Here is a 20,021-nt window from a genome sequence, read left to right as displayed (position 1 = left end):
GGTAGAGCATGCTTTGCAATCAGTACGACAACCTGACGGGGCAATACATCGTGAGCTTTCTCGCTGATGCCGACCCCATGAATCCGAACCGCGTTCTGGTCCCTGCGTTCTGCACGCTGAAACCGTTGCCTGAGCGTCCGGCGCGTACGTGGCCTTTCTGGCGCAACGACAAGTGGGAAATGCTGCCGGACTATCGCGGTGTGCGCCTCTATCGCACCGAGTCCGGTTCGGCCGCAGAGATCACGGTCGCGGGCGTGACGCCTGACGAAGCGGGACTGACCGAAGTCCCGCGTCCGTCCGATGCGCACGTCTGGCGTGATGGTGCGTGGGCGATCGACGAAGTAGTCGTTGCGGGCAAGGCGCGCGAGGTGGCGATGAATGACTTCTTCGCGCGGCTGGAGAAAGCGCGGCAGCAGAATCTCGGCAAGTCGGATGCGTGGGTGACGGGGCGACTTTCGGATCTCGAAGCGGCAACGTTCCATGCGTGGACCGAGTACCAGCTCGCGCTGGTGCGCGTGGTCGAGTCGCCGAACTTCCCGGCGCAGATGGCGTGGCCGGACGAACCCGATCCGGTTGCGATTCTCGCGGCGGTGGAAGCCGAGCGGGCAGCGAAAGCGGCTCGCGAAGCCGAGGAGGCTGCGCAGCGTGAAGCCGAGGCGAAACAGGTCGAAGCCGATCGCGCAGCAGCAGAGGCTGCGACGCCGAATCGTGATGTCGAAGCTGAACCGCTGCCTGAAGCGGTCGAGACTGTCGAAAAGTAACTTTGCCGGCGCCATTCGTTTGATTGGCGTCGTTTCGTTTCAAGCCGCTCCTATGAGCGGCTTTTTTTATTTCCGGAGATCCGCATGGCAGCGACTTCCTTTTTTCACGGTATCACGACGACCATCGTCGATAGCGGCCCGCGCACGATTGCGGTGCCGTCGTCGTCGGTTGTCGGCATGACCGATACCTACACGCCCGGCCCCGATCTGGCGCAGCCGAATGTCCCCGTGCAGCTGACCAGCTACGGCGAAGCGGTGCGTGCGTTCGGCGAGACGAGCGCAGTCGCGCGAGCGGCCCGCGCGATCTATGCGCAGAGCACCGCGATCGTCGTCGCGGTCGGTGTGCCGGCAGCGGGTGATGCAGCGCAGCTTACGTCGTCGATCATCGGCGGTGTCTCGGCCGGTGGTGCGCGTACGGGTATGCAAGCACTGCTCGACGCTAAGTCGCGTTTCAATACGCAGCCGCGACTGCTGATCGCACCTGGGCATACGTCCAAGCAACCGGTCGCGACGGCGGCTGACTCGCTCGCCGGCAAGCTGCGCGCGATGGCTGTGATCGACGGCCCGAACGTCGACGACGAGGCAGCGATCGCGTACGCGAAGAACTTCGGCAGCAAGCGCCTGTACATGGTCGACCCCGGCGCGAAGGCATGGGACAACGCGACGAACGGCGAGATCGCGGTGCCGGCGTCGACGTACACGGCGGGGCTGTTCTGTCAGACCGACGCGAAGATCGGCTTCTGGGCGTCGCCGTCGAACAAGGAGATCGTCGAGATCACGGGTACGGGTCGGCCGATCGAATACCTCGACGGTGACGAGACGTGCCGGGCGAACCTGCTCAATAACGCGAACATCACGACGATCATTCGCGACGGCGGTTTCCGCCTGTGGGGGAACCGCACGCTGTCGGCCGATCCGAAGTGGAAGTTCGTCACGCGCGTGCGCACGCTCGACATCGTCATGGATGCGGTTCAGGCCGGCCACAAGTGGGCAGTCGATCGCGGCATCACGGCGACGTACGTCAGCGACGTGACCGAAGGGCTGCAGGCTTTCATGCGCGATCTGAAGCGTCAGGGCGCAGTGATCAACTTCGAGGTCTATCCGGACCCGATGCTGAACACGGCGAGCCAGCTCGAAGACGGCAAGGTGTACTGGAACATCCGATTCACGGACGTCCCGCCGGCCGAAAACCCGATTTTCCGCTTCGAGGTCACGAATCAGTGGCTGACCGAAGTGCTGGATAACCAGATCTAAGGGAGGAACGATGATTCCGGAAACTCTGCATAACTGCAATGCGTTCGTCGACGGCCGGGGCTACGCCGGTCGCGCAACGAGCATGACGCCGCCCAAGCTGAAAATCAAGACGGATGACTTTCGCGCTGGCGGTATGGACGGCACGGCGAAGGTCGATCAGGGCATGGAAGCGATGGATGCGTCGTTTGCCATGTCGACGATGGAGTACGAGGTGCTGCGCTTCTTCGGGCTGGTGGATCAGGGCGCGTTCAACGGTGTATTCCGTGCGGTCTTCATGGACCGCAACGGCAAGACGAAGAGCGTCGCCGTGTACCTGCGCGGCATGCTGTACGAAGTCGACCCCGGCGAATGGAAGCCCGGTGAAAAGGTAGACGCGAAGTTCAGCGTGGCGTGTGACTACTACAAGCTGGAAGTCGCCGGTGCGATCGTGCACGAGATCGATATCTTCGCGTGCAAGCGCGTGATCAACGGCGTCGACCAGCTCGCCGAAGTTCGCAAGGCTCTCGGCATGTAAGTGCCTCGCGGTCGTCATTCGACGGACACGCAGCAAAGCTACTTTGTGTAATCAATGGCGAGCCGACAGCTCGCCATTTTTCGTTTCAGGAACCGTCATGGAAAAAGTCTCGATCAAGCTCGACTATCCGATCCACCTCAACGGCGTCGAGTGCGACACCTTCACGATGCGCCGGCCGAAGGTGCGCGATATGCGCGGTGCGCAGAAGCTCGCGCCGAACGATGCCGAGGAACAGGAGCTGATCCTGTTCGCGTCGCTCGCCGACATCGCACCGAGCGATCTCGATGCGATGGATATGGCCGATTACGAGCGCGTGCAAGACGCGTACTACTCTTTTCGACCCGTACGCAAAGCTGGACCGAAAAACGCTCAAGGCGCTGGCGAAGCGGCTGGTGCGTGAATACAGCATGTCGCCGACATCGATCGACGAGATGACCGTCGACGACATGCTCTGGTGGCTGACGGATTGAGGGGGCCGGGATGGCGAAAGACTTAGCGCTTGGGATCGTGATCGGCGGTGCCGTCTCGGCGACGTTCGGGAAAGCGATCTCCGACACGTCGTCGAAGATCGACGCGATGAAGAAGCGGGCGAACGACTCCCGGCTCTGGCAGCGCCAGATCGGCGAGACGATGCGGCTGCAGGATGAGTTCCGCCGGCTGCATTTGGCGGGCGACAGCGCGGCGGATGGCATCCGTCGCAAGCTCGACAGCAATCTGAAATCGCTGCGAGACGCCGGCATCGAGGTTGGCCGGCTCGACCGCGCGTATGCGCAGCTCGGGCGAACCGCTCGCGGACTGGATCTGAAGGTCGCCGGCCGCGAGCGGCTGGCGGCAGGGCAAGAGGCCGGGCGTGGCGTGATCGGTGATGCGGTGAAGCTGACGGCGGCGGTCGCGGTGCCGGCGACGATTGCCGCGAACTATCAGGCGATCATTCGCGACATCGCGCTCAAGGCGGGTATTGCGCGCACGCAGCAAGAGGCCGCGATGGGTTCGCGTATCCGGCGCGATGCTGCGTCGAACGGGATCGGCCGCAACGAGCTGGCCGACGCCGTCAACCAGATGGTTGCCGGCGGCATGGATCTCGATCGTGCGCTCAACTTCGCGCCGCTGGTTGCGAAGTTCTCGATCGGTCAGGGTGCGACGACGGTCGAGACCGCGAAGATGATCCAAGCGTTGCAGCAGAACGCCGAGATCGTCGACCCGCAGCAGATGTCGAAGGCGCTCGAAGCGATCGCGTATCTCGGCAAGGAAGGGTCGTTCGAGTCCGTCGACATGGCACGGTGGTTTCCGGTGCTGCTCGCCGAAATGAAGAAGGTCGGCATCACGGGGCAGGATTCGGTGACGCAGCTCGGGGCGATGCTCCAGGTGCAGATGAAGACGGCCGGCAGCTCGGACGAGGCGGCGAACAACCTCAAAAACTGGTTCTCGAAGATCGGCTCCGGCGAGACCGAACGCAACTATGCGAAGGCCGGCGTCGACTATCAGGGAAAGATGCGCGAGGCGATCGGCAAGGGCTGGTCGACGTTGGAGGCGTCGTTCGTGCTCGCCCGCGCGTACATCGAGCGTGTCGACCCGGCCAAGGCGAAGCAGCTCGCGGCTGCGGCAAAGCAGTTCAATTCCGAAATGGACCCGGCCAAGCGTCAGACCCAGATGGCCGCATTCGCCGAGACGATGAAGACCGGCGACCTGTTCAACGACATGCAGGTCAAGGCGGCGCTGACGGCGTACATGCAGAACGCCGAGCTGTATTCGAACCTGAAGCGCAATGCGCAGCAGGCGAGCGGTGAGATCCAGAAGGATCTGGAGGCACGTCGCGAGACGTCCAAGCAGATCTGGAGCGAGGTCGGGCAGCGATGGGACGACGCGATGCGCAGCATCGGCGACGCCCTGCGTCCGGTCACGGATCGCGTTGGCGAGGCGGCAAAGGGAGCCGGGAGCGGTATCCAGTCCGCTGCGGACAGCGCCCCGAAGGCGACGGCCGCTGTTGTCGGCATTGCCGGCACGGTGCTCGCGGTGCGTGGAGCAAAGGCACTTTGGAGCATTGGTCGCGGGATGTTCGATATCGCACGCGGCACGGTGCTTGCGCGTGGTGGTCGAGGGGCTGCGGGGCGTGCCGGTGGTGCGGGTGGCGCAGTCGGACGTGCGCTGGACGCGATCGGAGGGGCGGCAGGTGCCGCTGGTGGTGTGCAACGGGTGTTCGTCGTCAACATGCCCGGCGGTGGGGGCGATGGTGGCGGGCTTGGCGATCTGATGGGCGGTGGACGAGCGGGTCGAGCTGCGCGTCGTGCAGCTGCTCGCGCGGGTCGGTTCGGCAGGATCGGCCGGATCTTCAACGCGGGGCGCGCGATTTTCGGTCGGGTCGCACCGTATGCCGGGAAGCTGGCCGTCGGGGCGACCGTGCTGAAGTTCGGACTGGCGGCACGCGAGGCGTACGCCGTCGCGTCGAGCACGGATACGAACGATCGGAAGGCCAGCCGCTTTGCTGGCATTGCCGGCAGTCTCGCGGGTGGAGTGATCGGCGCGAAGGTCGGGGCGGTGGTCGGCTCGATTGGCGGGCCGATTGGAACGGCCGTTGTCGGCGTGCTTGGCGGGGCGCTCGGGACGTTTGTGGGCGACAAGGCATTGAGTGCCATCGCGAACAAGGTTCTGGGCCAGAAACCCGACGAGACGCCTGCGAACGCCGAAGCGGTCGCCAAGGCGGCGAAGGCTGCTGAAAGTCCGGCAGCAGACGCTCGCTTCGGGCCGCGTATCGATCAGACGAACACGTTCGCGCCGGTCTTCAATGTGAAGATCGAAGGGAGCGATGCCGACATGGCTAACAAGTTCCTCCAGCAGGTCAGTCCGCAGTTGACGCGGATGATGGAGGAGCAGCAACGCAAGGCGAATAGCCGGACAGCAATGTTCGACTCGCCGCATATGTAAGGGAGGCGCTATGGACGTGATTCGACAGATCACGGGGGCGGCAACGCAGGCGGGGATCGCGACGGAGCGTGTGCGGCAGATGGTTCGCATATTCGATCGGAACCGTGCGGCGAGCATGGCGACGGTCGAGGTGCTGCAGCGTCTCGCGACCGGCAATCTGAGCAGCGCGGCCGAGCTGCTGACAGGCGCGACGAGCGCGCTGTCGGTGGCGTCGGATCTGTTTCCGCAGGTCGGCGCTGTCGTGCGCAGCTTCAACGCGACGCAGGCATCGATCGGCTCGATTCTGAAGGCCGTCGACGGATCGAATTTCCCCCTTGTGCGGGCTGCCGCCGACAGCGTCAAGTCTGCATTGGGCGGGGCGTGGAATCAATTCAACGCGGCGGTTGGCCTGAAAGACTCGGCGGTGATGGACGTGATCAAGTCGACGGGTGTCGGCTCGATGCTGTCGGGTCTGTTCGACGGCGCGTCGTCGAGCACGCCACACCTGATGTCGATGACGACGGATGCCGGAGACGCGTTCCACTTCAACCTGTCGACAGCAGCTCACGACAAGCTGCGACGAGCGACGCGGTATCGCGTGGCGTCTCAGGAGCGCCTGAATCGTCAGGAGGCGCTGCAGCCCGTCAGCGAAGGGGGCGAAACGATCACGCTCTCGGGCGTCGTGTTCCCGTCGCTCGGGGCCGGTACGAAGCAGATCAGCCGGCTGCGTGCGATCGGCGGCCGGATGAAGCCCGTGCAGCTCACGACGGGCGACGGCGAAGTGCTCGGCCGCTGGCTGTTGCAGGCGATCGAGGAGGAACAGGACGCGCTGCTCGCGGACGGCTTGCCGCGCAAGCAAACTTTCTCGGTGGAGTTCGGTCGCTATGGCGAAGACTTTAAGAACGTCTGACGGCGACGTGCTCGACACGCTTTGCTATCGCTTCTACGGGGCGCTGCAGGGAACGGTCGAGGCCGTGTACGAAGCGAATCCGGGGCTGGCGAATCGACCGCAGCCGTTCCCGGCCGGCGTCGAGATCCTGATGCCGGATCTGGATGCGCCGCGTGACGAGTCCGTCCAACTCTGGACGTAGTGAGGTGCAATGGAAGCGATTTTTCAGATTGTCGCGAACGGCTCGGACGTGACGAAGGTCATTCAGGATCGCGTGCTCGAGATCCGGTCGATGGACAAACCCGGTCTAGACGCAGACGAGTGCACGATCACGCTCGACGATCGCGATGGCCGCATCGAGTTTCCGCCGAAGGGCGCGACGCTGAAGGTGTCGATCGGCTGGGAGGGGCAGGGGCTGTCGATGCTCGGCGAGTATGCCGTCGACGAGGTTGGATTGCGCGGGCCGCCGGCCAGCGTCGTGATCAAGGGCAAGCCCGCGAACATGCGTGCGACGTCGAAAACGCAGCGTAACGGGAGCTGGTCGAACGTGAAGCTGGCCGACATCGTCGGCGACGTCGCGCGTCGTAACAAGTGGGTGGCCGCATGTGACGTCGACGTCGTCGTGCCGCGCATCGACCAGTTCGGCGAGAGCGATCTGCACTTCATCACACGCGTGGCTCGCCAGTACGGTGCGACGGCGACGGTCAAGGCCGGCAAGCTGATCGTCCTGCCACGCGGCGGTGGCAAGAGTGCGAGCGGCAAGCCGCTGCCGATCGTCACGCTCGCGCCGGGTGACCTGCTCGATTACGACATCAACTTCCCGGACCGCGCGAGCTTCGCGGCCGTGCGTACGAAGGTGCACGACCGCAAGACGGGGAAGAAGATCGATCTGACGATCCCGAATCCGGATGCGCCGCCAGGTGCGTCCGCGGTGCATACCGAGCGCCACGCATTCGCCAGTCCGGAAGCCGCGAAGGCCGGTGCCACGTCGCGCATGGCGACGCTCAATCGGCATACGTCGACGAGCCGGCTGACGATGCGCGGGCGTGCAGATCTGTCGGCGGAAAAGACGATCGCGCTGAAAGGGTTCAAGACCGGTGTCGACGGTGAGTTTCTGATCGAGTCGGTCGAGCACACGTACGCATCGCGCGGGTGGATCACGGTCGTGACTTTGAACGGAGGGAACAAGGGGAAAGCGAAGGTCGGGCACAAGAAGAAGTCGGGCAAGAAAATCAATCTGGTGGTGCCGGCGCCGCAGTAACGCGTCACGCACTGTATTTGCAGGCCGCTCACGGGAAACCGGGGCGGCCTTTCTTTTTATCGGGCTAAGGGGAACCGATGCAAGACCACGAAAAGACGATTCTGGAGCTGATCATCATGGGCGGATTGATTGGCATCGCGAAGGTGTTGGTGGGCGGGGAGCAGCTGACGATTCGGCTCGTCGCCGGCCGGGCCATGTTGGGGTCCGCTACGTCGATGGTGGCCGGCATTGCGCTGCTGCAGATCCCGGATCTGCCGCCGATCGCGCTGCTCGGCCTCGGGAGTGCGCTCGGCATTGTGGGGTCGCAGTACCTCGAAGTGCTGCTGCGCCGGAATGCAAAGCGTGTATTTGGGGGGAAGTGACGATGGCGCGAATCAGTGTGACCGCTGCGGGCGGAATGAACCGTGTGGCGTTTCTCGACATGATCGCAGTTAGTGAGATCGGCTCGCCGCTGCTCGCGAAGTCGGACGACGGTTACAACGTACTGGTCGGTGCGACGGCATCGCGGCCGCTGCTGTTTGCGAGCTATGCCGCGCATCCGAACGTGCTCAACCGACAGATCCGCGTGCCGTCGACAGCGGCCGGTCGTTACCAGATCCTCACGCGCTGGTGGCGGATCTATCAGGCGCAGATGAAGCTGCCCGACTTCGGACCGGTGTCGCAGGATCGATACGCGCTGCAGCAGCTCCGCGAGCACGGTGCGTTGCCGTTGATCGACGCGGGTCGGTTTCGCGAAGCCGTCGCGAAGGTATCGAACGTGTGGGCCAGTCTGCCGGGGGCCGGCTATGGCCAGCATGAAAACGACATTGAGAAATTGCTGGCTGCGTATCGCTTGGCCGGTGGGGAGGTGACCGCATGAAGTGGATCGATCCGCGCATCTGGCTGCTCGTCGTCGCCAGCGTCATAGCCGGCGCTGCCTGTGGCTATTTCGAGGGGCATCGCGATGCCGACCAATCCGCGAAGGTGGCGGATCAGGCGCGGCAGATCGATGGCCTGACGAACGAACGTAACGAATTTCGCCGCCGGCTGGCGGCACAACAGGAGATCGCAACCGATGCTGCGAAAGAACGTGATCAGGCAGCCGCTGATGCTGCTGTTGCAGGTGCTTCTGCTGATGGGCTGCGCAAGCAAGTCGCCGCACTCGTCGACGACGTCCGGCGTGCCGGCGCTGCGGCCGGAAGCCCGGCAACCGGCGACGCCCTCGATCTGCTCGCCGACGTGTTCGGCCGGGCTGACGAGCGTGCGGGAGAGTTGGCAAAGATCGCTGACGAGCGAGGCATCGCCGGCAGGCAATGCGAGCGCAGTTACGACGCGTTGATCGGCAACGCACAAACCAATCTGCCGCAGTAACGCGGCAATCGAAGCCACGCAGCTTCGAGAGAAACAGGGCGACCGGGGAAATGTTCGCGCATTGACCCGGTCGCCTTTCCACTGAGCTAGCCAGTGAATCAGCCAAGGCCCTGCTTACCTACGTAGGCGGGCCGGATTCTACACCAAGTTTAAAAACGGCTTTCACAATGGCAAATCCCATCATTCCTTGGATCGGCGGTAAGCGCCGTCTCGCAGACCACATCATCCCGCGTTTCCCGGCTCACGACTGCTATGTCGAAGTGTTCGCTGGCGGGGCCGCACTGTATTTCCTTCGGCCGCCGGCGAAGGTTGAAGTAGTCAACGACGTCAACGGCGAGCTGATCAACTTATACCGTGTCGTGCAACATCACCTGGAGGAGTTTGTGCGGCAGTTCAAATGGGCGCTCACCAGCCGGCAGGTGTTCGAATGGCTGAAGCAGACGGTCCCGGAAACGCTCACCGATATCCAGCGTGCTGCACGCTTCTACTACCTGCAGAAAAGTTGCTTTGGCGGGAAGCTCGAAGGGCAAACATTCGGTACGGCGACGACAACCCCGCCGGGCCTAAACCTGCTGCGCATCGAGGAGGAACTGTCTGCGGCACACCTACGTTTGGCGAATACGTTCGTGGAGCGTCTGGATTGGGCAGCCTGTATCGATCGATACGACCGGCCGCATACGCTGTTCTACTTGGACCCGCCGTACTATGAGACCGAAGGGTATGGGGTCGCATTTCCGTTCTCCGAATACGAGAAGATGGCCGCGAAGCTACGTTCTATCAAAGGCCGTGCGGTCGTTAGCTTGAATGACCATCCGGACATCCGGCGTGCGTTCGACGGGTTTCACATCGAAACCGTGCCGATTCAGTACACGGTCGGGGGCGGGAAAGGCGTCGAGCGGAACGAGCTGATCATTTTCAGTTGGGATGTCGCGGCGCAGCCTGTAGGGTTGTTTTAATCGATGATGCCGGCGCAACGGATCGCGCCGGCATTGCAATTACAGGTCTGCAAAGGCGGGCAGAAGATCTTGATCGACGAGCCGGACCTCGATGCGATTTGCCGTCTCGATGTGCTCGGGATTCTGCATCGAGAACGGAGCATCGATTGTGCTGACGATGATTGTGCCAGTCTGAGCTTTGCCGGCCTCCGGGACTGGAACAATCTCGCGGGCCTCAGGAACCTGCTGCTGTGTTACTACGGTTGGCAGGTAAAGCATCCAGCCGACGCCGGGTTTGTCGTCGAAAACCTGCTTCGCCACGTAGCTTCGCGGGGAAACCGTGATGTAGGCCGGGTTGAACGCCATAACGATGGAACGCACAATTCTGAGCACCGCATCGAGATTGCCGAGGGCAGTTGAGTCCGACATCGACAGCTCAAACGAGTTGTAGGTGCCTGCCTCATTGAGATGGCACGCGAGAGTCGCGCCGCGCGCGTCGCCTTCGTTGCCGTCCCACAATGCCACAAATGTTGTTGTTGGGTCTGCTGCGAACTTGTGCTTCAGTACGGCTTGGATTGCTGTTGATGGTGCCCCGTCTTCGAACGCGGGATAGAGCAATGCCTCGTCGCGGCTTTTCCCGCGTGCGTACCAGCGACTAAACTTTGGGTCGATCTGAGCCAGCTCGTTCGTCACGACGTGAATGCGTGATAGTGCCTGCTCGAAGTTCATCGGGTCGAGCGTTGCGTCCTTGAATTGAAGCCTGAAGTCCATATTCGTCTCGGATTACGGTTGCACGACCGACTGTACTCGGTTGGTGGTCAGGTAGGGAAGCATGAACTCCTGCGTATCAGCTTCTTCAAAGTACCATTTCAGACGAGCTGGAGGGTTAGCGTTCACCTTTTTCGCTTGCCGAATCAAGGCGTTCTGAAGGTCTTCGTGACCGTCGAACCATTCACGCGGCTGAAGTTCGCCGTGTTTGTCGCGTTCCAAAAACTTCGCATAAAGTGACTTTGCTTCTTGCAACAGGCATTCGGCGGGCAAGAATCCGTCGAAGTCAGTTCCAAGCCACACCCATTCCTCGCTCCACCCTTCCTCGACGCTGTACGGCCGCCCCGTGATCCTGGCTTGGTACTTTCGAGCATGCGCCGACATGTGGTGGTTTCTGCGGAGAGGCTGCCCAGATTCTTCCGGCGGACATTTTTTGCACTTTTCTCCGGTGCGGGGCACTGCCTTGGCGTCTGTCTTGGCCTTGCTCTCGTCCTTTGGCGTATCGCTAGACAGGCTCGCCGTCCCCGCCAGCCCCAGTCCGCCCAACAAGGCGACGCCAGCTCGCGCCAATACTGGTCCAAGCTCTGTCGCTGCCGCCTCTATTATTGGTACCGCGAACCCCGCCATCTATTGATCTCCTGTCGTATTCCGGATGTTCGATGCGCCATTTCATGACGCGGAAATAGTCGTGAAAGCGCTCGTCCGGCGATCGACCAGGACGAGTTAGCCATGCGCGCGTCGCCGGCTTCGTATAGAAACTCGGGGCGTACGCTTCGATGTGGAGAAACGATTCGACGTTCTCGTCGGATTCGATGCCGAGCTGACGCGCAGCGATATATGCATTCCAAAGTCTCGTTGGAAGCGTGGTGTCGGCGGCCAGTTTCGGGTCCGCTTTGACGAGATCCTGCCTGACACGCTCGACGTAGCCGCGCGCATCGATCTCGGCAAGGCCGGCAACCTGTTCGCTTGTCAGTTCAAGCATGCGGGTGTACTCCCCTCAGTTTTCCATTTACTTCGACGAGCCAGTCAAATGTCGGCACGAAGAACTGCATGCGCTGCGTGAATTCCATCAGCGACGCCATGTTGGGCATGATGCGGGCATCGAAGAATCGCAGGAGGGCCGTGCGGCCGTCTGGTAGGCGTACATCGAGGCGTCTGCGCAGCTCGTCGGCGAGAGACTCGATCGGATATGCGCTGATCAGCCACGTCACGCCAGTTGGGCCGGCTGCCATCGCGGCGAGCGTCTGGCGGATGCGGCCGGGTGCGTGCTCGTAGCTGAATAGCCATGGTCCCGCGTCGGACAGCGTCGCGTCCTGCGTGTCGTCGAACACGGCCACGGCCGACCGCGATCGCTGGGGTGATGATCCGTTGGCCGCATCCGCGTAAAGAAGGCCGTCGACAAGGGCGTACAGGTGCACCTGCATGGTCAACTGCTGTTGACGCATGAAGAAGAAAGCCTCGATCGAATTTTCGGTCATGGGCTATCCGCGCGCGATCATCGTCGCGGCGTTTTCGGCCGCAGCCTTCAGGCATTCGAGACAGAGTGTCGGCGAGGGGGCGAGCGCAGCAGCACTGGCTGCGACGGCTGCGACGGCGCCGCCAGTCGTTGCTTTGCCAGATCCGACGTCGTCGAAAGTCGCGGACGACTGTGAGGCGATCAACGTCGCTCCGCAGGCAGTTTTCATGCCCTCGATGGCGGTTTCTCGTCCGTCGAACGTGTGCGAGTATTGCCGCCCCGTCGGCAGGATCGGAAAGACGCCTTTGCACTGCGGGCACATAACCTTGTGTCCGACGCCGGCAATGGGCTTTCCGTCAATTGTCGCGGTCGCGCTGCCCTCCAGCACGCGGCCGCCGTGCGTCGTCGTGTCGCCGACGCAGATCATGGCTCGGGCCATATGTTCTCTCGTAGGTGTGGTTTTCGTATGAATTTACCATTTCCGAGAGAACGGCTGACCGTTGGCTAACTCGCGGTGAGTCAACTATTGTCAATCGAAGCGAGCGCTGTCGATCATGCGACGGAGCTGGTCGAGCGCGAACGAGTCGGGATAACCGCTCTTCTTTAATTCCAGTTCGGCCGCGCCGACCATTTTCTCCATGAGTCGCAACGCTCGGCGGACGTGCACGACTTCCAGCACGAAGCGCTGTTCGAGCGTCAGCGCACGCCTTTTCTTGAAGTCGGCCACGCTCCACGCGTCGCGCAACTCCTCCCACGTCAGCCGTTGGAACTCGGGTAACTTCGTTGCCTTGTCGGAGCCGGGATCTGGCTCCTCTGGAGTGTCATGGAGCCGGCATTTCATGGCTTCGCGTGCGCGCCATTCGTCGGAAAACGGAGCAACGGACGCACGCGGATTCCCCATGCTGCCTGCCCGCGAGATCTCCTTGTCGATCTTGATCGACAAGCGGCGCAGCGGTGCCGCGTACTTCAGCTCGTCGGCTCGTTCGAGGTACGCGATCATGCGCGTAGCATCGCCGGTCAGGGTGCCCATTTCGCGCAGCGTGAGTCGCAGGTGCAGCACTTCGAGAATCAGCCGGTGGACGTCGGCATACGTGCACGTGCGCCACCACTGCGACATCGCGTCGAACTGTGGCGGATCGAATGGGGGCAGAATCATGATGCGCGGAAAATACTGTATGGATATACAGTTTATCGCGCGGTAAGATGGAGCCGTCAAGTCTCAAAAATGGGGGCGGGCCGTGTGCACAAATTACAAAGCGCCAGACGAAGATCCGGGCATCAATGAGCTGAAGATCGGGATCGGCGATCTGTACCATCGCGACCCTTGGGAGCCGGATGTGTATCCAGACTATGCAGCGCCGATCGCATGGGCGGATGGTGATGGTCTTGGCGTCGTCAAAGCTGTGTTCGGTTTCTGGCCGAAATTCATGCAGCCTGAGCGAGTCGACGACAAAGGGAAGAAGCGGAAAAAGTTCGACACGGTCAACGCCCGGTCAGAAACGGTCGGTGAGTCTCGACTCTACGGCAAGGCGTGGCGGGCTGGTCAGCGCTGTTTGATCCCGGTCCGATGGATATACGAGCCGTGTTACGAAACGGGACGAAACGTCTGGCAGCGGATCGGATTAATGGATTGGCAACCGTATTGCGTCGCCGGCATTTGGCGGCGCTACGAAGGTGAGGACGGGCGCTCGCTGGTCGGCATGACCATGATGACCGTCAACGCGGACGGCCATGCCGTGATGGCGCGTATGCACAAGCCCGGCGACGAGAAGCGGTCCGTGGTCATCTTGCGACCGACCGACTATGACGAATGGTTGCACACGACGAACGTCGAGGCCGCACGTGCGATGTTGCAGCTGTTCCCGGCTGACGGTATGGCTGCCGAAGCGGCGGGCAAATAACAGCGCGCGTCCTGCGAGAATTCACAATTTCGACTACCCAAGTTCCTCCCGCCTAGTACGATGTGTAAGCGCTGTGGTGTCCCGCGCAAACCAATCGAGAACAAGGAGAGAGGGCTATGACTGCTGATAAGAGTGAGTTGCCGCCGCTGCTGATACCACAAGCCGACGACGGCTTGTTGGACCCGAAAGCTCTATCGGGCGAGGGTGTTTCGGTGACTATTCCGCCATACGAATCAAAGGCCGTCGGTGATCTGATTCAAATTTACTGGAGTGGCACAAGCGTAACCAACGTTGTCGCGGACGACGAGGCGGCAATGGAATTTGATATTCCGCCAGGTAGAATCGGCTTGCCGCGGCCAGTGATACCAGAAGCTGTCAACGGCATATTGCATTTGGGGGATATATCGGACGCGGGCGCTACGGTGGTTATTCCGCGCTACCAAGGCATTGCTGCAGGCGACACGATCGTACTTTCTTGGAAAGGTCTAAAAGGCGAGAGCACCACATTCCACGATGTCGCGGACGGCGGGGGGGTAAAACCAGTTGCTGTCGTGATTCCTTTGAGCACCATTGACGCTACGGGCAATGACGGCAGGGTGGTCGTGTCCTATGAAATTCGAGACCGGGCATACAACTATTCGCAAAGGTCGGAGGCTGTTCTGCTGGATGTACAGCCCCGAGGTGAATCGGAGGAGTGATGGATCCGGTCGCCAAGGGAGCAGTGTGCTAGATGCTCCACTGGGTAGCACGCGGCGCAACATCACGACGTAAAAAAGCCCGCTGCGAGCGGGCTTTTTTACGTGCTACGAATTTGCTACAGCAAGGGGCGGGAGCCTTGCTGGACAAGCGTTGCGCTTATCATTCCATCCCCTGAACTACGGGGCTGATTGCAACCTATGGCTTGCTGCCGATGTAGAGTCGGATCGGTGCCTTGTTCGCAGTGGTCCCCTCGGCAGACATATATGCGTTAGGCCAATACCCTCTCTTTTGGATGCCCTTGTCGATGGTATTGATCTCGTTTCTGTTTAGCACGGCTCGCAGATCGTTGGCTGCAGAAATATCTGATTCGTGCGCGCCTTCGACGACTGCGACCGCAACGCCAACAAACGAACCGCTGCCGACCGCGGTGGCCGAGACAGTGTTCCAGCCAGCAGCTAACAACGCCTTATCGATTTGCGATCGCAATCCTTCGATTTCGGGGTTCTCCCCAATCTGCAAGATGTCAATTGACGTGCCGATGTGTCGTTTTAAGACCCGAGAAATATTCACTAATTGTTCTTCGGTAAGGCTTCTTGGTGTTATGAGGTTGTGCATTTTTTGACGCATTTCCTCTTCTGCATGGAGCGTCTTTTCCATATTTGATGCTGTCGTGTCGGCAATTGCAGCGGCCTTCTCTGCCTTGATTGAGCTCGCATTTGCGTCTTTCTGAGCAATTTCTAGTTTTTTCTCCTCAGATTTTAAAAGGTCGAGGGCCGCATCGTCCCGTGCCTTCTGGGCCTTAGCAAGGCTTTCGAATGCCGCGCTTCGATTTTGTAAGGATCGAAGAAGGGAGTCTTGTTCGGCGAGTTCTGAGCTTAGAGATCGATTCGATTGGCCAAGCTTATTCGTGAGTTCTACAAGTTTTGCCTCTCGGTCTTGCCCCTGTAAAATCTCTGTGTTTAAGCCGTGGATGATCTCTTCGCCCACATCGTGGCTTTTTACTGCGGCTATAACCTCACCAACCAACGCTACGATGAGGATCAAAAGTCCGAGTTTGGCGATCTTTTCCTTAAGCTCTTCGCGTCTATCGAGTGTTGTCAATTTGGCTAGACTTTTGAAGTCGACTACGGACTCCATAATCACGCCGAGTGCGACTAAAATTGCTAACCAAACGCCAACAGTGTCCCAGAATGATTCACGCGCGGTGAGTGCCGAAATGTCGAAGGTCATCGATCAGCAAAAAACTGTTGGATTGCGTTGATGGATTTGGATGTGCTTGGGTTTTATAAGCACATAATCGATTGGCTGCGCGGCGTTGCTTTGTCCCACAACTCTTGATATGTTGCTTGCATCGCATCAAAAGCGTCCACTATCTGTGTAAGCGTTGTCGGCGCCTTCTTCGCGCCGTCCTTAAAAGATGAGCCCGATTGATAGCAAGATAATCTGTCTACAAAGACGTATCGGTCATGAAATCCTGTGGCCGACCGTACTTCGATTGTCACACTGTTTTGCTGTCGCAAAAGTTCCACGGCTGGAAGGAGCGTAGTCATGCGTTCTCGACCTAGCAGGCGTACGGTAACGCCCGGTGCTACGTGTGGCAGATACCGCGAGACGAATTCCGCGTCGAGGTATGGATCAACGAACAGTAGTTCGTTCTTCGCTGCCTCAACAACTTTGCGAACTTCATCAAAATAGTCGAAGACGGCCCCTTGCCCCATTGCGATCGTCACAGGGCCCAGTGTTTGCATGCGCAATTCGTGGCCGGCCTGATGCAGCATTGTTTGAACGCCTCGAATTCCCCGATTTGCGTCAATGGCCAGGTGCGCGTGCATGGTCTCGACGAAGCCATCGAACCGCGTGGCTCTCACGGGATCCCACAAACGCATCGCCGCAGAGGCGCGGCCAAGCCAGGCAAAGTTTTCCGGCAACTCGTGCCGAATGGTTGCCCGGGGCGGCATTGTGCGGATAATGTCTTCAATCTCAGCAAGAAGCTGCTCTGGGGCAAGCGTGGCCATATTTGCGCCTTATCGAAGGGCAGACGGTTGCAGGGGCAGCTGCGGGGCTGTGCTCATGTGATCGGTAAAGTTGCTTTGGCAGGCCTAGTCTACCAGCGGCCCGCACGGGACCGCTCGAAGTTCGCCATCTGGCCAGGTGTTGGCGATGGCGGGCGACAGCGATCGGCAGGTAGTGCCATTCGGCCACGGCATAGCTTGGACGCTCGAACGTCTGGTTCGTCTATGCCAAGGGCGTCATTGACTTGCTGCTGTCATCTGTGGGTCTGACGGCTCGCCGATGCGACACGTAGCTAAGGGGATAAGCTGGTAGCATTCGCCGGTAATTAAAACGAAGAGAATGGTGAGCTGATGGCCATACGAATCACAATCGAAAACCTACGACACATTCGTCGCCTAGAATTCACGATTCCAAATACCGGGGTGTGGCTTTTGACCGGGGCCAACGGAACCGGGAAAACGTCCCTGCTGGCGTGCCTTCGGCGGATAGGCTTCAGCAACGCTTTTCCGACGCATTTTCCCGCATCTCAGATGTCGGACAGGCTTGATTCCTTCGACGGTTCATCCGTCCGATATGACGTCAATGGCGCGGCTGTCACCTATCGGTACCGCGGCGAGCGCTGGGTTCCGTTTCCGAAGGCCAATAGTAAGCTACTGAGTCAGGCTGGATTTCCTTCCGTACGTTATATAGCAGCCGACGCAACGCGTATTGAGCCCAACAGGGACGACTTTCAGCCTAGGAGAGTACGGCCCGCGCACGCGGATATCGTTGCTGCCGCGAACAGGATATTCAATACTGGCAAGTTCAGTGCGCTCAAAACCATAAATCTCCGGACCGGAGTCGGTAGCGACGCGTTTTTGTTGGAGCTCCCGGCCGTGCCCTGGCGAAATGCACGGCACTACATTTCAGAAAAGAATCTGAGTCTCGGAGAGCTCTGCATCCTGAAACTGCTACGGCTGCTGAAAGATTGCCCTCGTGGCTCGCTCGTACTGATCGACGAGCTTGAACTTGCGCTCCATCCGATGGCTCAGGTGATGCTTCTTCGCTATCTTGATGATATCGCAGCCGAAAAAGCTCTAACGATTATCGTATCGACTCATTCCGCGACGCTGATTAAGCAGGCTAGGGCAAGCCGGCTATTGCTTCTCCAAGAGGACGCTGCTGGAAATATCGTCTGCCAAGACAAGTGCTTCCCGTCTCTCGTGTTGGGGGCACTTGCTTACCGCGAAGAAACCGCTGCCGACGTGATCGTCTATGTCGAAGACGAAGCCGCACAAGTCATCGTAGAACAATTTGCGTTTAGATTCATGCAGCAGGAGTATCGAAACAATCAGTTGGCACCGAGCATACAGGTCATTCCTGTTGGTGGAATGACGAACGTCTTACGATTTTTTGTTCGTCAACGGCCTTTGCTTCCTGCTATTACCCGTTGCTATGTGATGTTGGATGAGGATGCTGAACAGGGCCTTAACACAGCGCGAGCAGAGGACATTGTTCGGATTAGAGATGGGGAGAGGGATTCGATTTCGTACCTGCCCGTTACGCCGGAAGTGGGCCTGGCGACGTTTCTGCACAGCAGCATACGGTACGTTCAGGATACCCTGCGCACGCATTACAGACTTCAGATTACTGTGGTTCAACGAGATGTGGGGGCCTTGCCCGCGCCGGATGACCGCGATGCATGCAAGGCGCTTGTTGGCCGGGTATGCGGTGTTATCGCAGAGCAACTCCCGAACGTCAGTTCGTCCGATGTGAAAGAGACGCTTCTCAAGTTGCTAGCTGACCATCTCTTTGAGAGCGAACGGGCTAGGATCATGCGGCTCATGGGTCCCATCGTTCGCGGCTAGTCTTGCTAGCCGTGAGCAAAGTATGAGACTGCGGGCGACGTATACGGCGTCTGAGCAGCAGCTTCTGTGAATCGGAAGCGGCTGTGGATTTGCTCAGGTCTGGACGACAGCTGTGGGTGGTAACGGTCCGTCCTCGAAAGTGCGGGCGTAGGTCTTGGCGTAGCTTTGTACATCGAGCCTTGTCAGATAAGGCGCAGGTACTGCTGCATCATTGGGGTGACGGGTGCAGGTGCTGCGGTGGGTTGCGTGCTCATGTGACCGGGAAAAGTCGCTTTGGCAGCCAGATTACTAGTGAGCCCACATGGGGCATCTGTTTAACGGTGATGCGTAAATATTCCTAGGTAATTCGGTACAACCAAAACGAGCGCCGAACATGCCGCAATACCCCACATGCAGTACAGATACACCTTGCCACCGCGGCTCTTGATTATGTGGCGCGTGGCATCGCTATCGCGACTGATACGGCTAAGTAAGATGCTGCAACCGACCGTAAGGAGACCAACGATTAGAATCGGCGCAAATCTAAACAAAATAATCGATACCAGCAGACAGAGCGCAAGAAAAACATGGAGAACGAGTAGGCTGATTACGATCTTGGTTTGATCTGCCGCAATTTTTTCCATCTTGCACCTCCTGTTGGAAGGCTTCGAAAGCGGTGATGGTGTGTGCACGACGGGGCGAAGAATGTTGCGGACGCGCCTATCATGTGTCTCGTCCATTCATCATCGGATATGGGATGCAGTATTGCAACTGGATGCGGACGGCGAGTGCATAGACAACGAAAAGCCCGCTGGGAGCGGGCTATTCTGGGTGCAACGAGTTTGCTGTAGCCGTGGCCGAATGCCGCTCGTCATTCTCCTGACCGACGGGGTGGCGTAGGTCTTGGCGTAGCTTTACGTATCTAGCCTTGTCAGATAAGGCGCAGGTACTGCTGCATCATCGGAGTGTGGCCGGCGAAGGCGTCGGGCGACAGCGTGGTCATAGGTCAGGCATGAAGTTGTTGCTTGGGTTGCCCGAGTTTACCAGTCGCTTCCATGTGCACGCGCGAAGTTCGCCGTTTGGCCAGGTGTGGGCGATCGCGCGAACCCTTGCGTGCCGACGGCACCCCGCACATCAGCGCGTGTGCTTGGACGTCGGGCGGCGTGTTGCCGCTTCGAACCGGGCTGCGCGGCGCCATCGGTCGGTTTCGATCATGGCATCCGGTCCGCGGCTTTCATTCGGCCCTTTTTTGTCGCGGATACAAGCCACTCATTGCGGCCGGCCGCAGGCGATTTCGTCCGTCTGGACAGTGCCGCGAACTGTGAAACGTTTGGCAGACCGCGTAATCCAGTTACACGGTCCTTATATTTGCCGATGCTCTCGGGACTTACACCAATCAACCTCGCAAAACTGAAACTTAGGCAAGTTTCAAGGGAGGGAGCGTGCTAGTCTGAAACGGCAATATATATAAAAACGCAGTAAGTTCGGGGCAC

The 20,021-nt window shown here is 59.8% G+C and carries 23 protein-coding genes; 15 read left to right on the top strand and 8 right to left on the bottom strand.

Features of this window, described 5'->3' with window-relative positions:
• Nucleotides 1-8 precede the first annotated feature (8 nt).
• The 12 genes from HWX87_RS12645 (at nucleotide 9) to HWX87_RS12590 (ending at nucleotide 9,886) form a co-directional block, all read left to right on the top strand.
• On the top strand, nucleotides 9-761 hold the full coding sequence (locus HWX87_RS12645) for a tail fiber assembly protein (RefSeq protein WP_176047420.1): 753 nt from the start codon (nucleotides 9-11) through the stop codon (nucleotides 759-761).
• 84 nt (nucleotides 762-845) lie between these two features.
• On the top strand, nucleotides 846-2,015 hold the full coding sequence (locus HWX87_RS12640) for a phage tail sheath family protein (RefSeq protein ID WP_176047419.1): 1,170 nt from the start codon (nucleotides 846-848) through the stop codon (nucleotides 2,013-2,015).
• Nucleotides 2,016-2,025: 10 nt separating this feature from the next.
• Complete coding sequence (locus tag HWX87_RS12635) at nucleotides 2,026-2,529, top strand: phage major tail tube protein (RefSeq protein ID WP_176047418.1); 504 nt, start codon at nucleotides 2,026-2,028, stop codon at nucleotides 2,527-2,529.
• Between the two features lie 97 nt (nucleotides 2,530-2,626).
• Complete coding sequence (locus HWX87_RS12630; RefSeq protein ID WP_176047417.1) at nucleotides 2,627-2,929, top strand: phage tail assembly protein; 303 nt, start codon at nucleotides 2,627-2,629, stop codon at nucleotides 2,927-2,929.
• 80 nt (nucleotides 2,930-3,009) lie between these two features.
• Nucleotides 3,010-5,451, top strand: a complete 2,442-nt coding sequence (locus tag HWX87_RS12625) for a phage tail tape measure protein (protein WP_176047416.1) — start codon at nucleotides 3,010-3,012, stop codon at nucleotides 5,449-5,451.
• Nucleotides 5,452-5,461: 10 nt separating this feature from the next.
• Nucleotides 5,462-6,340 carry a phage tail protein gene (locus tag HWX87_RS12620; protein ID WP_176047415.1) on the top strand — a complete coding sequence of 293 codons (879 nt, stop codon included), beginning with the start codon at nucleotides 5,462-5,464 and terminating at the stop codon, nucleotides 6,338-6,340.
• Entirely contained in the window at nucleotides 6,315-6,521 is a 207-nt protein-coding gene (locus tag HWX87_RS12615) for a tail protein X (RefSeq protein WP_176047414.1), read from the top strand. Before HWX87_RS12620 ends, HWX87_RS12615 begins: the two co-directional genes overlap by 26 nt.
• Nucleotides 6,522-6,530: 9 nt before the next feature.
• On the top strand, nucleotides 6,531-7,580 hold the full coding sequence (locus tag HWX87_RS12610) for a contractile injection system protein, VgrG/Pvc8 family (protein WP_176047413.1): 1,050 nt from the start codon (nucleotides 6,531-6,533) through the stop codon (nucleotides 7,578-7,580).
• A gap of 77 nt (nucleotides 7,581-7,657) precedes the next feature.
• Nucleotides 7,658-7,942 carry a phage holin family protein gene (locus HWX87_RS12605; RefSeq protein ID WP_176047412.1) on the top strand — a complete coding sequence of 95 codons (285 nt, stop codon included), beginning with the start codon at nucleotides 7,658-7,660 and terminating at the stop codon, nucleotides 7,940-7,942.
• Between the two features lie 2 nt (nucleotides 7,943-7,944).
• On the top strand, nucleotides 7,945-8,439 hold the full coding sequence (locus tag HWX87_RS12600) for a glycoside hydrolase family 104 protein (protein WP_176047411.1): 495 nt from the start codon (nucleotides 7,945-7,947) through the stop codon (nucleotides 8,437-8,439).
• Nucleotides 8,436-8,930 carry a DUF2514 family protein gene (locus HWX87_RS12595; RefSeq protein WP_176047410.1) on the top strand — a complete coding sequence of 165 codons (495 nt, stop codon included), beginning with the start codon at nucleotides 8,436-8,438 and terminating at the stop codon, nucleotides 8,928-8,930. Before HWX87_RS12600 ends, HWX87_RS12595 begins: the two co-directional genes overlap by 4 nt.
• 167 nt (nucleotides 8,931-9,097) lie before the next feature.
• The gene (locus tag HWX87_RS12590) at nucleotides 9,098-9,886 is read left to right on the top strand and encodes a DNA adenine methylase (protein WP_176047409.1); all 789 of its coding nucleotides are present in this window, start codon (nucleotides 9,098-9,100) and stop codon (nucleotides 9,884-9,886) included.
• 39 nt (nucleotides 9,887-9,925) lie between these two features.
• Here HWX87_RS12590 and HWX87_RS12585 read toward each other — a convergent pair whose 3' ends face one another.
• From HWX87_RS12585 to HWX87_RS12565, 6 genes are all read right to left on the bottom strand, one after another.
• Nucleotides 9,926-10,636 carry an immunity 52 family protein gene (locus HWX87_RS12585; RefSeq protein WP_176047408.1) on the bottom strand — a complete coding sequence of 237 codons (711 nt, stop codon included), beginning with the start codon at nucleotides 10,634-10,636 and terminating at the stop codon, nucleotides 9,926-9,928.
• Nucleotides 10,637-10,648: 12 nt separating this feature from the next.
• Nucleotides 10,649-11,017, bottom strand: a complete 369-nt coding sequence (locus HWX87_RS12580) for a restriction endonuclease fold toxin 5 domain-containing protein (protein WP_347880173.1) — start codon at nucleotides 11,015-11,017, stop codon at nucleotides 10,649-10,651.
• 121 nt (nucleotides 11,018-11,138) lie between these two features.
• Nucleotides 11,139-11,615, bottom strand: coding sequence for a hypothetical protein (locus HWX87_RS38000; protein ID WP_244137659.1), 477 nt, complete (start codon nucleotides 11,613-11,615; stop codon nucleotides 11,139-11,141).
• A complete protein-coding gene (locus HWX87_RS12575; RefSeq protein WP_176047406.1) occupies nucleotides 11,608-12,111 on the bottom strand; it encodes a DUF4123 domain-containing protein in 504 nt (167 codons plus the stop codon). The genes HWX87_RS38000 and HWX87_RS12575 overlap by 8 nt, the downstream gene beginning before the upstream one ends.
• Nucleotides 12,112-12,114: 3 nt before the next feature.
• Nucleotides 12,115-12,528, bottom strand: a complete 414-nt coding sequence (locus HWX87_RS12570; RefSeq protein ID WP_176047405.1) for a PAAR domain-containing protein — start codon at nucleotides 12,526-12,528, stop codon at nucleotides 12,115-12,117.
• A 90-nt stretch (nucleotides 12,529-12,618) separates the two neighbouring features.
• Entirely contained in the window at nucleotides 12,619-13,245 is a 627-nt protein-coding gene (locus HWX87_RS12565; protein WP_176047404.1) for a hypothetical protein, read from the bottom strand.
• 82 nt (nucleotides 13,246-13,327) lie between these two features.
• Here HWX87_RS12565 and HWX87_RS12560 point away from each other — a divergent pair, with 82 nt between their 5' ends.
• Together HWX87_RS12560 and HWX87_RS12555 are read left to right on the top strand one after the other, a co-directional pair.
• Nucleotides 13,328-13,990 (top strand): SOS response-associated peptidase family protein, encoded by a 663-nt coding sequence (locus HWX87_RS12560; protein WP_176047403.1) that lies wholly within the window; start codon nucleotides 13,328-13,330, stop codon nucleotides 13,988-13,990.
• A 116-nt stretch (nucleotides 13,991-14,106) separates the two neighbouring features.
• Nucleotides 14,107-14,688, top strand: a complete 582-nt coding sequence (locus HWX87_RS12555; RefSeq protein WP_176047402.1) for a hypothetical protein — start codon at nucleotides 14,107-14,109, stop codon at nucleotides 14,686-14,688.
• A 196-nt stretch (nucleotides 14,689-14,884) separates the two neighbouring features.
• Here HWX87_RS12555 and HWX87_RS12550 read toward each other — a convergent pair whose 3' ends face one another.
• Complete coding sequence (locus HWX87_RS12550) at nucleotides 14,885-15,919, bottom strand: hypothetical protein (RefSeq protein ID WP_176047401.1); 1,035 nt, start codon at nucleotides 15,917-15,919, stop codon at nucleotides 14,885-14,887.
• 53 nt (nucleotides 15,920-15,972) lie between these two features.
• Nucleotides 15,973-16,704, bottom strand: coding sequence for a hypothetical protein (locus HWX87_RS12545; protein ID WP_176047400.1), 732 nt, complete (start codon nucleotides 16,702-16,704; stop codon nucleotides 15,973-15,975).
• 348 nt (nucleotides 16,705-17,052) lie between these two features.
• Here HWX87_RS12545 and HWX87_RS12540 point away from each other — a divergent pair, with 348 nt between their 5' ends.
• A complete protein-coding gene (locus tag HWX87_RS12540) occupies nucleotides 17,053-18,549 on the top strand; it encodes an AAA family ATPase (protein WP_176047399.1) in 1,497 nt (498 codons plus the stop codon).
• Nucleotides 18,550-20,021: the final 1,472 nt, after the last annotated feature.

The sequence above is a fragment of the Burkholderia sp. BCC1644 genome (assembly GCF_902833225.1).
Taxonomy (GTDB): Bacteria; Pseudomonadota; Gammaproteobacteria; order Burkholderiales; family Burkholderiaceae; genus Burkholderia.
The sequence above is the reverse complement of the archived record's forward strand: the minus strand, read 5'-3'. Positions and strand labels throughout refer to the sequence as shown.